The sequence below is a fragment of the Haloarchaeobius pelagicus genome, from assembly GCF_051207375.1.
Lineage (GTDB): Archaea > Halobacteriota > Halobacteria > Halobacteriales > Natrialbaceae > Haloarchaeobius.
On sequence record NZ_JBPJZD010000003.1, the window covers coordinates 103,118 to 118,692 of the forward strand.

Annotated in this window: 15 protein-coding genes; 7 read left to right on the forward strand and 8 right to left on the reverse strand. The window is 65.7% G+C overall.

Features of this window, described 5'->3' with window-relative positions; all coding sequences use genetic code 11:
- Positions 1–9: 9 nt before the first annotated feature.
- On the reverse strand, positions 10–621 hold the full coding sequence (locus ACSC1S_RS18755; RefSeq protein WP_435366010.1) for a beta-class carbonic anhydrase: 612 nt from the start codon (positions 619–621) through the stop codon (positions 10–12).
- Positions 622–756: 135 nt separating this feature from the next.
- On the opposite strand from ACSC1S_RS18755, the gene ACSC1S_RS18760 reads away from it, so the two are divergent.
- A complete protein-coding gene (locus ACSC1S_RS18760) occupies positions 757–1,275 on the forward strand; it encodes an Lrp/AsnC family transcriptional regulator (RefSeq protein ID WP_435320846.1) in 519 nt (172 codons plus the stop codon).
- Positions 1,276–1,314: 39 nt separating this feature from the next.
- On the opposite strand, the gene ACSC1S_RS18765 is transcribed toward ACSC1S_RS18760, so the two are convergent.
- Positions 1,315–1,503 (reverse strand): hypothetical protein, encoded by a 189-nt coding sequence (locus ACSC1S_RS18765; RefSeq protein ID WP_435365624.1) that lies wholly within the window; start codon positions 1,501–1,503, stop codon positions 1,315–1,317.
- A gap of 168 nt (positions 1,504–1,671) precedes the next feature.
- On the reverse strand, positions 1,672–2,748 hold the full coding sequence (locus ACSC1S_RS18770; protein WP_435365625.1) for a phosphotransferase family protein: 1,077 nt from the start codon (positions 2,746–2,748) through the stop codon (positions 1,672–1,674).
- 80 nt (positions 2,749–2,828) lie between these two features.
- On the opposite strand from ACSC1S_RS18770, the gene ACSC1S_RS18775 reads away from it, so the two are divergent.
- From ACSC1S_RS18775 to ACSC1S_RS18790, 4 genes are all read left to right on the forward strand, one after another.
- Positions 2,829–4,058, forward strand: coding sequence for an acyl-CoA dehydrogenase family protein (locus ACSC1S_RS18775; protein ID WP_435365626.1), 1,230 nt, complete (start codon positions 2,829–2,831; stop codon positions 4,056–4,058).
- A gap of 105 nt (positions 4,059–4,163) precedes the next feature.
- Positions 4,164–5,585 (forward strand): APC family permease, encoded by a 1,422-nt coding sequence (locus ACSC1S_RS18780; RefSeq protein WP_435365627.1) that lies wholly within the window; start codon positions 4,164–4,166, stop codon positions 5,583–5,585.
- A gap of 3 nt (positions 5,586–5,588) precedes the next feature.
- Positions 5,589–6,251 (forward strand): potassium channel family protein, encoded by a 663-nt coding sequence (locus ACSC1S_RS18785; RefSeq protein WP_435365628.1) that lies wholly within the window; start codon positions 5,589–5,591, stop codon positions 6,249–6,251.
- Positions 6,252–6,335: 84 nt separating this feature from the next.
- Positions 6,336–7,616: an outer membrane protein assembly factor BamB family protein gene (locus ACSC1S_RS18790; protein WP_435365629.1), complete on the forward strand. Its 1,281-nt coding sequence runs from the start codon at positions 6,336–6,338 to the stop codon at positions 7,614–7,616.
- Positions 7,617–8,154: 538 nt separating this feature from the next.
- Here ACSC1S_RS18790 and malQ read toward each other — a convergent pair.
- A complete protein-coding gene (gene malQ, locus ACSC1S_RS18795; RefSeq protein WP_435365630.1) occupies positions 8,155–9,651 on the reverse strand; it encodes a 4-alpha-glucanotransferase in 1,497 nt (498 codons plus the stop codon).
- A 183-nt stretch (positions 9,652–9,834) separates the two neighbouring features.
- Positions 9,835–10,818 (reverse strand): DMT family transporter, encoded by a 984-nt coding sequence (locus ACSC1S_RS18800; RefSeq protein WP_435365631.1) that lies wholly within the window; start codon positions 10,816–10,818, stop codon positions 9,835–9,837.
- 246 nt (positions 10,819–11,064) lie between these two features.
- Between ACSC1S_RS18800 and ACSC1S_RS18805 the strand changes: the two genes are divergently transcribed.
- A complete protein-coding gene (locus tag ACSC1S_RS18805) occupies positions 11,065–11,859 on the forward strand; it encodes a helix-turn-helix transcriptional regulator (protein WP_435365632.1) in 795 nt (264 codons plus the stop codon).
- A gap of 3 nt (positions 11,860–11,862) precedes the next feature.
- Here the strand turns inward: ACSC1S_RS18805 and ACSC1S_RS18810 are convergent, their stop codons facing one another.
- From ACSC1S_RS18810 to ACSC1S_RS18820, 3 genes are all read right to left on the reverse strand, one after another.
- Entirely contained in the window at positions 11,863–12,783 is a 921-nt protein-coding gene (locus ACSC1S_RS18810) for an AEC family transporter (RefSeq protein WP_435365633.1), read from the reverse strand.
- A gap of 144 nt (positions 12,784–12,927) precedes the next feature.
- A complete protein-coding gene (locus tag ACSC1S_RS18815; protein ID WP_435365634.1) occupies positions 12,928–13,281 on the reverse strand; it encodes a DsrE family protein in 354 nt (117 codons plus the stop codon).
- Between the two features lie 147 nt (positions 13,282–13,428).
- The gene (locus ACSC1S_RS18820; protein WP_435365635.1) at positions 13,429–13,557 is read right to left on the reverse strand and encodes a hypothetical protein; all 129 of its coding nucleotides are present in this window, start codon (positions 13,555–13,557) and stop codon (positions 13,429–13,431) included.
- Between the two features lie 56 nt (positions 13,558–13,613).
- Here ACSC1S_RS18820 and ACSC1S_RS18825 point away from each other — a divergent pair, with 56 nt between their 5' ends.
- Positions 13,614–15,284 carry a hypothetical protein gene (locus tag ACSC1S_RS18825; protein WP_435365636.1) on the forward strand — a complete coding sequence of 557 codons (1,671 nt, stop codon included), beginning with the start codon at positions 13,614–13,616 and terminating at the stop codon, positions 15,282–15,284.
- Positions 15,285–15,575: the final 291 nt, after the last annotated feature.

Below are 15,575 nucleotides of genomic sequence, written 5' to 3' on the forward strand. Positions count from 1 at the left end.
CCTGCTCGATCACTCCCGCGTGTTGACCCCCTCGGAGAGCCGTTCGTGTGGCCGTCGGAGCGCCCCGCTCTCGACCTCGTAGACGTAGCCGTGGACCTCGACGTCGTCGGGGATGAACGGGTGGTTCCGGAGCATGGCGACCTGTTCCTCACAGGCCACGTCGATGTCGTCGGTCATGCGAACCCAGTCGGCCAGAGAGGCGTCGCCGATGTTCAACTCGGGGATCGCCGGGTCCAGTGAGACACCGTCGAGGTCACCGCCACAGGCGTGTTCGAGCCCCTCGACGACTGCGTCGTCTGACGCACTCATCATTCCGCAGTCGGTGTGTTTGACCACGATTATCTCCTCGGTGTCGAAGAAGTTCGTCGTCAACGCGGCGCTGCGAATCACGTCGTCGGTCACCTTCCCGCCGGCGTTCCGGAAGACGTGGGCCTCACCAAGCTGGATACCGAGCACGTCTTCGAGGGGGATGCGCTCGTCCATGCAGGCGACGACCATAAGCTGCCGGTCGTTGGGGATACCCTTCTGTCGTCGTCGGGCCCAGTCGTCGCGGTCGTCGATGCGCTGGTCGACCCACTCGTGTACGAGTCCGGGCGTCGGTGGTGTCGTCTCGTCCGTCATCGTACACGTCTTCGCAACGAGGGCAGGCACCTCTTTGCCATGCAGTGTCATGGGTGCTGGCGAGGTCGGTCGGTGGCGACGCTGACTGCTGCCGGGACCGAAACGCTCACTGCGGCCGCCGAGACAGGTAGCGCCATGCCGGACGACACCGCCCCCGACTGGTCGTTCAAAGAACGCGACGTCGTCATCCTGCAGGAACTGGCCGCGGACCCGCAGCTCTCCTCGCGCGAACTCGCCCGACTTCTCTCCGAGGAGCACGACATCGACGTCTCCCACGTCACGGTGAGCGAGACCATCCGGAAGATGCGCGAGGAGGGGGTGTTCCGCGAGGCCATCGTCCCAAACGAGGAGTACTTCCTGTTCGCACTGTTCGAGTTCAAGTTCAACCCGGAGCACTTCGCCGACGAGTGGCACGACGCGATGGTCGCCATCCGCGACGACCCACACACCCTGTTCTACTTCCTGTCGGACGGGGAGTACCAGTGGAAGTCCGTGATGATGTTCCGCGGCCGTGAACAGCAGTCGCGGTGGATACACGACTTCTACAAGGAACACGGCAAGGTCGTCTCGAACCTGCGGAACTCGGTCGTCCACAACGTGTTGAAGTTCAGAACCGACCCCGAGATATTCCGCGGGCTGGCGGACGAAGCGTGACCGCCGGGACGCCGTGGAACGACCGAACGGGAGTCCCGTTCAGTCGCTCGCCCCGTGTATCCACTCCTCTTCGAGGTAGGAATCCAGGCAGTGGTCGCAGAGGACGATGTTGATGCTTCGGTCGTCGTCGCAGACGAGGCCTCGCTCGTGCCCTTCACTCCGGTTGCAGTTGCTACATTCGTCCTGGACCGCGCGCGCCGGGTCGGTTCTTCTTTCGAAACTGGACATTGGTCATAGCGTCGACAGCCAGACAGGGATGCCGGCTCCCCGACGGGGAACGGAGAGCTGGTCCGCTGGAGGCTATCGACTCCTTACTTGTGGAATGGTGCCACGCAGCATAGGTTGTCCCTTTGGATACGAAGCAGCACCCGGTACGGGGCAGGATTGACCGGATGCTTACAGCGGTTCGTCGCCCTCGATGATGCGCTCGGCGCGGGCCGCGAGCGCGGGTACCCGGTCCTCCATCAGGGGGTACATCGGGTCGTCGCTGTTGCCCTCCAGGTAGCGCCGGAAGAACATCTCACCGAGGCCGGCGAGCTTGTAGACGGCCAGCGCCCGGTAGAACCGGTCGTGTTCGAACTCGAAGCCCGTCTGGGTCTCGTAGCGCTCGACCAGCTCCTCGCGGGTCGGGTAGTCCTCGTGTTCCATGAACGTGGCCGTCAGCTCCGGGACCGCCGGTTCGGGGTCCTTCGCGTCACGCCAGTACGAGAGCATCCAGCCGAAGTCCGCGAGCGGGTCGCCGAGCGTGCTCATCTCCCAGTCGAAGACCGCGACCAGTTCCGGCGGCGTGTCGGGGCCGAACATGACGTTGTCGAGCTTGTAGTCGCCGTGGACCAGCGTTTCCAAGTGGTCCGCGGGGACGTGGTCCTGTAGCCACTCACCGACCCGCCGGAGCGTCGGGACGGACCGCTCCTCGGCCGTGACCTCGAACGCCCATTCGAGTTGCTTCTGCCAGCGGTCGACCTGCCGCTGGGTGTACCCGGCCGGCCGGCCGAACTCGTCCAGCCCTGTTGCCGCGAGGTCGACCGAGTGGATGCTCGCAAGGGTGTCGACGAGTTCCTCGCCGATGGTCTGGCGGTGCGCGGGCGCGGCGAACACGTCGGGTTCGGCCGACCGGAGCACGTGGCCCTCGACCCGGTCCATGACGTAGAAATCCGCGCCGAGCACGTCGTGGTCGTCGCAGGCGAGGACGGTCGTCGGGACCGGCACGTCGGTGTCCTGTAGCGCCGCCATGACGCGGTACTCCCGGAGTACGTCGTGGGCCGTCTCCGCGGTCTCGCCCGGCGGCGGCCGCCGGATGACGAGGTCGCGGTCGCCCCAGGTGACGAACAGCGTCTCGTTCGAGTGCCCCTCCTGGTGGTGTTCGACCTCGAACGCGGTGGCCTCCCCGAGTTCTCGTGTCAGGTACGCCTCCAGGGCGGGTTCGTCGACGAGTCGCTCGAAGTAGGACTCGTCTCCATGCGAATCGCTCACGTATGTCCCTCCATTCGTACTAACGATTGTAACGCTCGACCTGATATAGATTTACACTGTTCGAGTGTGTTGCCGGTGCTATGGAGTACACCGATTCCGAGACGGCCCGAGACCTCGCGGCGCGGGCCCGGGCGTTCGTCGAAGAGTACGTCATCCCCGCCGAGCGCGAGCAGTTGGGCGGTCCGCCGGTGGACGAGGCGACCATCGCGGACCTCCGCGAGAAGGCCCGCGAGCACGACGTGTACGCGCCACAGATGCCAGAGGAGTACGGCGGCCTCGGGCTGGACTTCCGCGACGTGCTCCCGCTGTTCGAGGAGGCCGGCCGGAGCCTGCTCGGGCCGAGCGCGATGCGGGTCGCGGCACCCGACGAGGGGAACATGCACACGCTCGAACTCGTCGGGACCGAGGCACAGAAGGAGGAGTGGCTTCGCCCCCTCGTAGCCGGCGAGATTCGGTCGGCGTTCTCGATGACCGAGCCTCACGACGGCGGCGGCTCGGACCCGAAGATGATTCGGACGACGGCCGAGAGAGATGGCGACGAGTGGGTCATCAACGGGCACAAGTGGTGGACGACACAGGGGTCGGAGGCGGACGTACTCATCGTGATGGCGCGGACCGACCTCGACGCCCACCCCTACGAGGGAACCTCTCTGTTCCTCGTACCGGTCGACACCGAGGGCGTGAACATCGTCCGGGACATCCCCCACGTCGGCGGGAACGTCACCGGTGGCAGCCACGCCGAGATACTGTACGAGGACGTCCGTATCCCCGAGGAGAACCTGCTTGGAACCGAGAACGCGGGCTTCAAACACGCCCAGCAGCGCCTCGGCCCCGCCCGCCTCACCCACTGCATGCGCTTCTCCGGGATGGCACAGCGCGCCATCGACGTGACGACCGCGTACACCAGCGAGCGCGAGGCGTTCGGCTCGCCCCTCGCGGAGAAGCAGGCGCTGCGGTACGACATCGCCGACGCCGAGATACAGCTCCACGCCGCCCGCACCATGATTCGCGACGCGGCCGACCGCATCTCCGCCGGCGACGAGGCCCGCATCCCGGTCGCGATGGCGAAGGTGTTCACCGCGAACACGGTCCAGGACATCATCGACCAGTGCGTCCAGTTCTGCGGCGGCAACGGCATCGGGAAGGACCTGCCACTCGCGGACTTCTACGAGGACGTCCGCGCCTTCCGCATCATCGACGGGGCCGACGAGGTCCACAAGCGCGTCATCGCGCGCGAGGCGTTCTCGGACGTGGACGAGTCCGAACTCGACGTGCTGACGCGCTTTGGCGAACCGAACGGGCTTGAGTAATCAGGCCGACGCCCCGACGCCGGCAGCGGGTTATTTGACCGATTCCGACGAAGACTGGACCATGGCGCGACCGTTCGGTGACGACGCTGGTCGGAGGGTGCCATCATGAGCCACGCCGGCGACCGCTCGCCAACCGCCAGCCTCACGCTGCTCGACGCGACGATGGTCGGCATCGGCGCGATGATCGGCGCGGGCATCTTCGTCCTGACCGGCCTGGCCGCCAGAGGAGCCGGCCCGGCCGCCATCGTCGTGTTCGCGCTCAACGGCGGGGTCACGACGTTCACCGCGCTCTCCTATGCCGAACTCGCCGCGGCCATCCCCCGGAACGGCGGGGGCTACGCCTACGTCCGTGAGGTGTTCTCCGCACCCGTCTCGTTCGTCATGGGCTGGACGCGCTGGTTCACCTACATGATAGCCGGCGCGCTGTACGCGCTCGGGTTCTCCTCGAACTTCGTCGAGTTCTTCCACATCTACGGCATCACGCTCCCGGGGCCGCCGGTCGCGTACGCGCTGGCGGCGGTCGTCGCCTTCGTGACGCTCAATGCGGTCTCGACCGAGGCGAGCGGGAGCGCGGAGACGCTCATCACGCTGGTGAAGATCGTCATCCTGCTCATCTTCGTCGCGTTCGGCCTCTCGTTCGTCGACCTGGGGAACTTCGAACCGTTGTTCCCCAACGGCCCCATCTCGGTGCTGCCCGCGATGGGCCTGACGTTCATCGCGTTCCAGGGGTACGACCTCATCGCGACGGTCACCGAGGAGGTCGAGAACCCCCAGAAGAACATCCCGCGGGCCATCCTGCTGTCGGTCGTCGTCACCATCGTCGTCTACCTGCTGGTCGTTTTCGTCGCCATCGGTACGCTCGGGGCGGAGGGCCTCGCCGGAGCCGGTGAGACCGCCATCGCGCAGGCCGCAGAGGGCTTCATGCCCGCACTCCCGCTCATCGGGACCGGGGCGGCCATCATCGCCTTCGGGGCGGTGTTCTCGACCATCAGCGCGCTGAACGCGGTCGTCATCGGCTCCAGCCGCGTCGCCTTCGCGATGGGCCGCGAGAGCCAGCTCCCGAAGCGACTCGGGCGGCTCCACGTCAAGTACGGGACGCCGTTCGTGGCAATCGTGGCCAGCGCGGCCGTGATGTTGCTCGCCGTCGTCGTGGTCCCCATCCGCATCGTCGGCAACCTCGCGAGCCTGTTCTCGCTGCTCGGGTTCGTCATCGTCAACCTGAGCGTCATCCGGCTGCGCCGCCAGCAGCCCGACCTTCGCCGCCCGTTCGAGATTCCGTACTACCCGATTCCGCCCATCCTCGGCATCGTGCTGAACCTGCTGCTCGGGCTGTTCATCGACTGGGTCACGTGGGTCCTCGCACTCGCGTGGCTCGGTATCGGCGTCGGCGTCTACCTCGTGCTGTCGCGCCGGGGCACCGTCGGCGGACTCGATGAGGTCGGCGAGGACATCACGGAACCCGAGCCCGAGATCGCCGAACCGGAACAGGACATCACCCTCCCGCCAGCGGACGAAACCCAGGACTGACCCATGTCACAGAGTATCCAAGAAGACCTTCGCGTCATCATCGCCGGCGGTGGAACCGTCGGCCTCCGAACCGCCGAACTGCTCGCCGACCGCGGCCACAGCGTCGTCATCGTCGAACCGGATTCGAAGCGAGCCGACCGTCTCAGCGACGAGTACATCGGCACCGTCATCGAGGGCGACGCGGCCCGACCCTCGATCCTCAGACAGGCCCAGCCCGACCGCTCGGACGTGGTCGCCGCACTCACCGACGACGAGGCCACGAACTTCGCCATCTGCATGGCCGCCCAGCGTATGGCCGACATCCGCGCCGTGATGCGCATCTCCGAGGGCGAGGACGACCTCTACGGCGAGTACGTCGACGGCGTCGTCTTCCCCGAGTCGCTCGGGGCTCGCGCCGCGGTCAACGAGATCATCGTCGAGGGTGTCCGGACCCTGGAAGACATCGGCGGGAACGTCGAGGTGGTGGAAGTGGAGATCGCCGCCGACGCGCCCGCGGCCGGGAAGACGCTGGAGGAGGTCCGGCTGCCGCGTGGGAGCCTCATCGTCGTGGATGCCGATGGCAATCAGCTGGGTGGTCCCGAGACGGTGCTGGAGGCTGGGAACCGGTACGTGGTCGCGGTGGAGTCGGACGTGATGGACGAAGTGATGAACCTGTTGCGGGGCTAGCGTCCCACCTCGGCCAGCGGCGGTTCACGGAGAACCTATAAAACCTCGCCGTTGGTATCCACCGTTGGAGACATTCAACGTTCTATGAACCCGACACGACGCTCCATCCTCGGTGCGGTTGCTGGCACTGGCCTGGCAGGCTGTCTCCGCCTCGGGCGGTCCCCGGAGGAGTCAATCGGGAGTATCGCCTGCGGGGAGGAGACGCACCAGCCGACCACCAGCGAGCGTCTCACGGGAACCGGGACGGACTGGCCCGCACCGCAGCACGATATCGCCAACACCGGCTTCAACCCGGCGGCCTCGACTACCGAGACGAGGTGTGGGCAGACCAGATGGATTCGTGAACTCGCCGACGAACAGGACGGCGTGGTCGGTGCACCCACGCTCCGCGACGAGACGGTCTTCGTGTCCCGCCGAGATTCGGTCGTAGCAGTCGATGCCCGGTCCGGGACCGAGTCGTGGTCGGTGCCGGTCCCCCACGAGATATGGACGACACCGGTCGTCGGGACCGACCGGGTCTTCGTCGGGACCAGAAACGGAGTCGTCGCGATCTCGATAGCCGACCGTCAGGTCGACTGGCAAGCGCCGCTCCGCCAGAGCGCCTTCGACGACATCGATGGACGAGGTTGGGTGTCTGGTGCGCCGGCGGTCGGTGACGAGTACGTCTTCGCCGGGACGAAAGCTGGCCAGTTCGCCGCCCTCGATGCCGTCACCGGCGAGGTCGTCTGGTCTACCACGACCGAGCTGCTCCCAGATGGGAGCGCCCCGCCCGAGAACGCGAACCTCCCGGTGTTCGACGGGCCGGCAGCGGTCGCCGACGGGACCGTCGTCATCGGAAACTGGAACGGCCAGTTGTACGCCTTCGACGCCAGGTCTGGTGAGAAGTTGTGGACACGAACGGGCGAGACAGACTACGAGCCTGCACCGACGGTCGTGGGCGAGACGGTCCTCGCGACGACGGAGACGACGATGGCCGCGGTGCGCCTCACCGATGGCACTGTCGAGTGGACCTACAGCGGCGACCCGGGTTCGGTCACGCTGTCGGCCACCGTCGTCGACGGCACAGCGCACGTCGCAGCCGGCGACTCGTACTCCTCGCTGTCGGTCATCTCGCTCGACCTGACCGACCGGTCGGTCGCCTGGCGGACCGACGGTCGACCACAGACGAGTGCGGGTACTGACGGTGCCACGCTGTACCTCGGTCTCTACGGTAACCTGGTTGCGTTAGACCGGAAAACCGGTGAGGTTGCGTGGGAGATGCGTACGGAATCGGTCCTCAGTGGCCCACCCATCGTCACGGCGGGAGCGGTGATCGCGCTTGACGAACGCGGTTTCCTGTACGGTGTCGATACGAGTGGTGGGTAAATTTTCGGTTTCACACCACGGTAATGTGCTGTGGGGTCCCATCGATGAATCTCTGTGAGAGAAATGGCGTATCTACCTCGAGAGGTTATTCTCGGGTGCGACAGTACTGCTCCAGCGCGATGTGATGGCCGACGTGATGAATCAGTTGCGGGGGAGGAAGACGGCGCCAGAAGATAGAGTGGTTACTGTTCTCGGTGCTACCACTGATGCGAACCGATATCGAGTACGGAGCCGCAGTGTCCGCATTCTGTGACCCGAAGCGGGTCGGAGAGGGCCGAGGTTTCCACCACGTCGCCGACGTCGAGGAATTTCCCGCACCGCGTACACGCCGGTTGTGATGTTAGCCCGGATGGCATGATTAGTCAGGGTACTTCATGTCACGTACAAGCATAACACTAGGTACTACTACTGGTTGCTAGCACTGTCTTTCGTTCCGACCGGTGTCCTGTCTCTCCGATCTGAACTTCGAGTGCAACTTCGATACCTGGCCACCGCTTCAAGCCGGATTCCCGTCGTCGCGGGATGGCTCCTCCAGACGTCAGTCCCGACCCCGTCCACGATTCCGCGTCACGTCCGCCAACCGCCCGGACACGTCCTCGTGGAAGTGCTCGTACCGGGTTCGCCAGTCCCAGTTGCCCTCGGCGGTCCCGGGCGTGTTGAACCGCGCCCAGTCATCTAGTCCGAGCACATCCTGCATGGGGGCGATGGCGATGACCGAGTCGGACTTCCACACCGCGTCGATGAGTGCCCACTGGACGTCCTCGCGGCCACTCTCCAGGTAGTGTTCCATGCAGCCGCGGTCCTCCTCGGCGAGCGAATCGTACAGCCCGAGGGCGGTCCCGGTGTCGTGGGTCGTGGTGTACCCGACCGTGTTCTCGGGGTAGGTGTGGGGCAGGAACTCGTGGTCCTCCTCGCACCAGTTCGCGTAGTACGAGACCTTCATCCCGGGGAAGTCGAAGCGCTCCAGCAGGGCCGTCAGCTCGGGGTCGGGGAAGCCGAGGTCCTCGGCGACGAACGGGAGGTCGCCCAGTTCTGCCTCGACCGTCTCGAAGAGGTCGTGGCCGGGGGCGTCCTCCCAGTGCCCATCGGCGGGGCCGCCGTCGACCGGGATGGCGTAGTAGCTGTCGAAGCCCTTGACGTGGTCGATGCGGACGATGTCGACGAGTTCGAGCAGTCCGGAGAGGCGATCGACCCACCACTCGTAGTCGTCTTCGGCGAGCGTCTCCCAGTCGTACAGCGGATTGCCCCACTTCTGGCCGTCGTCGCCGCTCGGGGGCACGCCCGCGACCGCGACGGGGCGATTCTGCTCGTCCAGCTGGAAGGAGTCCGGGTTGGCCCACACGTCGGCGCTGTCGAGGGCGACGTAGATGGGGAGGTCGCCGAGCAGGTCGACGCCGCGGTCGTTGGCGTACGATTTGAGCTCGTGCCACTGGTCGTAGAACCAGTACTGCACGAGGGCGTGGTACCGAATCTCGTCGGCGTGCTCCTCGCGCGCGTCGGCCAGGGCGTCCTCGTCGCGCATCCGGTACTCCTCGGGCCACTCGGTCCACAGGCTCCCGTCGAAGCGCTCCTTGAGAGCGACGAACAGCGTGTAGTCGTCGAGCCAGTGCTGGTCCTCGCGGAAGTCGGCGAGCGCCTCCCGGTCGGCCTCATCGGCGCGCGATTCGAAGTTCTCGAACGCCGTTCGGAGGAGCGGGAGCTTGTACTCGCGAACCGCATCGTAGTCGACCTGGTCCTGCCCGAGGTCGGGAACCGAGTCGAGGTCGCTTTCGTCGAGCCAGCCCGCTTCGAGCAGTCGGTCGAGGTCGATGAGCAGGGGGTTCCCCGCGAACGCGGAGGGTGACTGGTACGGCGAGTTCCCGTGCGCGCCCGAGACGGGGCCGAGAGGACAGATCTGCCACAGCGACTGCTCGGCGTCTGCCAGGAAGTCCACGAAGGCCTCCGCCGGCTCGCCAAGCGTACCGATGCCGCCCTCGCCGGGGAGGGCGCTCACGTGGAGGAAGACACCACTCTGCCGGTCGAAGCGTTGGGTCATTGTTAGAAGTATTATTTCATCAACGAGTAAAAGGTTTGGCTACTACGCCGCTCCCCGGTACTTGCCCACGATGGTGAACAGGAAGAACCCCTGATTTCAGGCCAAGGTGCGGCTCTGTCGCTATCAGACTCGACGACACACGCGCAAGAAGAGCACTGGTTCGGGGGAGTGCTTCGAAAGCGGCTAGTCGGATTCGAAGCCCCGCGCTTCGTCGTTGAGTCCCCACGCGTGGGATTCCCCGGCATCGCTCTTGTCGAACGAGGGAAGCACGTCCCCGATGTCGATGGAGTCGCTCCCGAGCACGGCGAACCCGGCGAAGATGACGACGAACCCGAGGACGGCGCTGCTGGAGATGCTCTCGGAGAGCAGCGCCCAGCCACCGAGCGTCGCGACGATGGGGGTGGCGTAGAATACCAGGTTCGCGCGAATTGCGCCGACCTCGTCGATGAGGCTGAAGTAGGCGATGTAGGCGATGGCACCCGCGAACACGCCGAGGTAGACCAGGGTGAGCACGGCGGCGGGCGCTATCGTGACCGACGCGACCTGCTCGCCCGTGGCCCAGCTGAGGCCGTGCGTCAAGACCGCGGCGAACGGGAGTCCCCACGCGGTGCGAACCGTGCTGGAGAGGCTGCCGTCGCCCCAGCGGATAAGGACGGTCCCGAGCGCCCCGATTGCCGCACCAGCGAACAGGATGAGCTTCCCGATACCGATGCTTTCGACGTTCGTGGGGTCGAACCCGACGACGAGCGCGACACCGACGAGTCCGAGCAGAAGGCCGACGACCATGCGGGGAGACACGCGCTCGTCGGCGAGCAGGACTGCGGCGAACACCGGCGTGAGGACCGGATTGAGGCTCGCGATGATGGCCCCGACAGCGGTCGTGGTGTACTGCTGGCCGACGAACAGCAGCGCGTTCGCCGCACCGATGGCGAACACCCCGGTCGCGATGATACCGACGAGGTCACCCCTGGTGGTGGGGAGGAGTTCGCGCCGGCTCCGGGTCGCGACGACGTAGCCCACCAGGATGACGGCCGCGATGTCGAACCGCAGCGCGACGAACAGCAGCGGCGGGAAGTACGAGAGGCCCGCCTTCGCGGCGACGAAGGTGCCACCGAAGAGCAGCGCTGCAGCGAGGAAGTACTGCAGCGTCTTCCGGTCGACGACCATCAGGGGCTGCCCTCCTCGCCGGGGAACCGCGTGACACCCGCGGTGACAGGGAGCCGCACCGATACAGCAGACCGCTCGAAAGAGAGGACCGTATTCATCTTGTCCGATGCTAGTGGACACAGTGGCTTCAGTTCGTTTCTAAATCCTTACACGAGGTGCAATCCCGGCGCGGCGCACGCGTGTTTCACATCATGAAATCCTTTCACAGTGCGAAAGTGGTTTCAACCAGACGGCCGGAGGGTCGGTATGGAATCCGCACTCGAGGAGATCGAGTTCCTCGCACTCTCGGCCAACCGGGTGACGGTGCTCGAGTGCCTCTCCGAGCGCCCGCAGTCACGGACCGACCTCGCGGACGCGACGGGTGCCTCGCAAGCCACGCTCGGGCGCATTCTCGAGGACTTCGAGGACCGGTCGTGGATTCGCCGCGACGGTGGGACGTACAGCGCGACTCCGACGGGGGAACTCGTCTCGAACGGCTTTACGAACCTTCTGACCATCGTCGAGACCGAACAGTCGCTCCGCGAGCTAGTCCCGTATCTGCCCGCCGAGGCAATCGACTTCGACCTCAAACACCTCGCCGACGCGACCATCATCCAGCCGAGCCAGACGCGCCCGAGTGCGCCGCTCCAGCGGACCCTGGACCTCACGATGGGTGCGAGCGAAATCAAGAGCTTCTCGCACGCCTTCAACAACCAGAGCCTCGCGACCGTCGAACAACAGGTCTCTGCCGGGGAACTCACCTTCTACGGCGTCTTCTCGCAGTCGGCCATCGACGCGCTCACCGCGGAGTCGGAGCTGTGTCGGCTGCTGAAATCGCTCGTCGATGCGGAGAACGCCCACATCAACGTCTACGACGGTGAGATTCCACTGGCGGTGACGGTCCCTGACGGCGTCGTCCACCTGCTGTTGCGTGACGACCGGGGCATCCTGCAGGGCTCTATCGACACGGAGAACGAAGCGGTTCGCTCCTGGGCGATAGGGCGATTCGAGGAGTACTGGGAGGTATCACGGCCGCTGGACAGAACGGACCTTTCGGGCTGATTTTCACGGCGTCAGCACGCCGAGCACCTGCACGACGCCGAAGAGAGTCGCGACGGCGACGACGGTGGTCGCGAGGACCGTCGCTGACGCGAGGTCGCCGTCGCCACCGAGTTCGCTCGAATAGATGTACGTCGAGACCGCCGTCGGCATCGCGAGCATGAGGACGCCAGCCCGGAGTGTGGTGGGCGATGCCGCGAGCGCGATGAACACCAGAACTGCGATGAGTGGCATGACGAGCAGTTTCACCGCGGCAACGGCACCGACCGTCGGCGGGTCGACCAGCCCGTCCTCTGTGGTGAGCGACGCCCCGACCGCCGGTAGTGCGATGGGGAGCGCGAGGCTCCCGAGCACACCAAGCGAGTTTTGGGCCAGTTCGGGGAGGTCGACCCCGATGGCACCGCCGAGGAGTCCGAGTCCGAGCGCGATGAGCACCGGGTTGCGACCGACGCTCTTCAGTTCCTCGACGACGTCGGCTTCCGAACTGGTGATTCGCGTCAACAGGAGCACCGTGAGTGTGACCTGCACCAGCGAGCCGATACCGAGGATGACGCTCGCCTTCCCGGCAGTGACGCCGCCGAAAGTCGCCGCGACGAACGGCACGCCGAGGAAGCCCAGGTTGCAGTGGTACGACTGGATGACTGCGACGCCCCGGCGCGCCGGGTTCGAGTGCTCGCGATGGACGAACCAGCCGATGCCGGCCACCGCCACGAGGACGACGGTGACGCCCACGAAGAGCCGCCAGACGAGCACCTCCGACAGCGACCGGTTCACCGTCGAGGAGAAGACGAGTGCGGGGAGCGCGACGTAGAAGGCGACCGAGGTGAGTTGGTCGCGACGCTCTGGGGTGAGGATACCGACCTGACGTAACCCGGCCCCGACCGCTAGCAGGGCGAGCATGTAGGCGAGCTGCGTCGCGACGCTCATACGTTGGCTGGCCGGAGGACAGTGATTGGCGTTGCGGTCTCGGTTCTTCCTGCCGTCTAGACCAGTAACCCGTGCCGTAAGACGGTCGAGTCCGGTATCATCGGTCCACCGAACGTGAATAAACGAATCCTGTAAATACCGCCGTCAGAACGTCAGGACCTCGTATCCGTCGTGGACGAGGGAGCTGATACTCCGGTGGCCGTCGTACTCGTCGACCGTGCGGACGCAGGCGGTCTCGACCTCGTCGGCGACACCGAAGGCGTTCGCACAGAAGTTACACGCCGATGCGTGCTCTTTCACGGTCGTGTAGAGGCCGTGGAAGTCGTGGGTTTCGTTCTCCAGTTCGGGAATCCAGCGCGTGCCTGCCCCGTCGAAGACCAGTTCGAGTTCGTCGCCCGCATCCGCGAACTCCTTGGACGTCTCCAGCCCGTTGACGAGCCGGCCGAGATCGCTTCCCGTTTCGATACCCGCAAGGATGACGACTGCTGCTTTCACCATTGCAACCTGAGAGAGGCCAGCACTGGCGATAACGGCGCGCCGGCAGGGTGTGCCAGGCGTCTCACTGCGACAACGTGATTGCCTTCGGTTCACCACTCAGCGGGTAGAGTTGAAGTCGGCAGAGACAGACCGGCTGTCGGGCGGGTCTCAGTCGTCGCCGTGGACCGTCCTGGTCTCGGTCTGCAGGGGGCGCGTGAGCATCATGGTGCCCACGTCGGCGATGACGACGCCACTTCGCGTCGGTGACTCGTCTGGGAATTCGCGGTGACCAGACACTGTTCGCTCGCAGACACATTCAAGTACGAGTGGTAAGTCGATTCCAGTGGTAGACCATGGCCGAGCCGAACGAGAGCGACACGTCGGGGGCCGAGGCGTTGGCCTCGCTGTTCGTTGAACTCGGGACCCGATACGAGACGGCACACCTCGCCGGAGAGGCCATCGAATCACTGCCGGAGAGGACGGATGCTCGCCACGACGCGGTCTCGATCTGGTGTTCTATCGTCGAGACGGAGTCGGCCTCCCGGCAGACCAGCGACGGGATGCCCGAGGACCCGGAGGAGGGAGATGACCGGCGGACCGGGGCGATGCGCGCACTGGCGACGCTGGCCCGGGAACACCCGGCCTCTGCACCTCTCGACGTCTTCCTCGCCCGGATAGACGATACTGACCCGCTCGTTCGCCTGTACGCGAGTTACGGCATCGTAGCACTCTCCAGTCAGGACCCGGAACGTGTTCGGCCCCACATCGACCGACTCGTCGCCACTGCCGACCCCGACCCGAACGCCATCGGTGCAGGCGTGTGGGGTACCCCGAAGCGGTCGACACCGGCCTGGCACGTCGACCGACTCGCGTCGGCGAAGCTGTTCCGTGCCGCATTTCAGGCGGTCCTCGCGGCCGAGTCGACCGACGAGGAGCGCTGGGCGGTGATGACTACTGTCGGGAGCAGACTCGCGGGGAACGTGTACGATGTCTGTGACGTGTTGGTCGAGGTGCTGCCGGGCCAGCTGGACATCTGGCCGGCGTATCTCGGCCTTCTGGAGCGGTACAGGCACCGACAGGACCCGAGTACCGTCGACGACAGCTGTGCGAAGGCCATCTGCTACCGACTGGAGTGGGCCTGCGAGGACCGGCGCGACGGCGACCTCGACTGGTCGGTTGCGGCCGAGACCGTTGCTGGTGACTCGCCGCTGGGTGCACTCGCAGGGGCACTCGGTACCATCTCTGACCCCGACTGCGTGTCGATTCTCGGCCGTGGCATCGGCGACCTCCTCCGAGCGTTCGCCGTCGACCGCTACGACGGAGAGTGCCAGTGGTTCTCTGCGCCACGGACGCTCCTCCAGGACCGGCTGCTGGGCCGGGATCCGATCGATACGAGCGATATCCGTGGGGCGCTCGAGGCCATCGTCGACGCGAGTCTGGATGCTGTCCCGGACGATGTGACGGCCCCCGCCCCGTTCTACGACCGGGGTGTCACCAACCTCCTCGCCGAGGTCGCCGCCGTCGACCCGGCGGTCGTCCGCCCCAAGGTGGACCGGATTCACACCGTCCTCAAGGCGACCCACGTCGGCGAGAGCGACGAACACGACGCTGTTCTGGAGAACTGCTGTCGCACGCTGACCCAGCTTGGGGCTGCATCACCCGAGGTCGTCGCGCCGGCCGCCTCAACCGTTCAGGAGACGGTCCGCGCCGTGGTCGATGCGTCGCGCTTCGACCTGCTCGACAGCGTCCTCGGTGCGCTGGTGGTCACAGCCACGCAGCACCCGGTGCTGCTAGACCCGTTCGTCCCATCGTTCCGCGAGTGGTGTCGGGACCCGCCCGGGGACGACGATCCGTTCGACCTCCACGTGAGTCGCAGCTCGATTCGGTACTACGCCGTCTGGGGCCTCCGGTTCGACACGACTGCAGAGACGCATCGTGTGCTCGAACGCGTGGCGGCTGACACCGACGCAGCAGCGCGAGTACGGGACGCAGCACGAGCCGTCCTCGAACGCGGGGGCTGCTAGAGGGCGTCGTCTACCGGGACACGTCCAGCCCCCGAAGCAGCGCTAGCCAGCAATACGAGACAATAATCCCTGTGACTGGCCGAACGTGGGACTGGGCGTTCGAGTGCTCGGTACGAGGACACCCCATCCGAACGCATTGGATGACTGGGAACGAACATGTTGCCGATGCAGGAGATACCAGGCGGCAACTGTGGATGCGGGGAGGATAACAGGGAACGTGCCACACACTGCAGCTCCTGTGGAACCAGAAAGCAGTGGGTATTCTACGGGCCACACAGTGAGGTCTTCGAG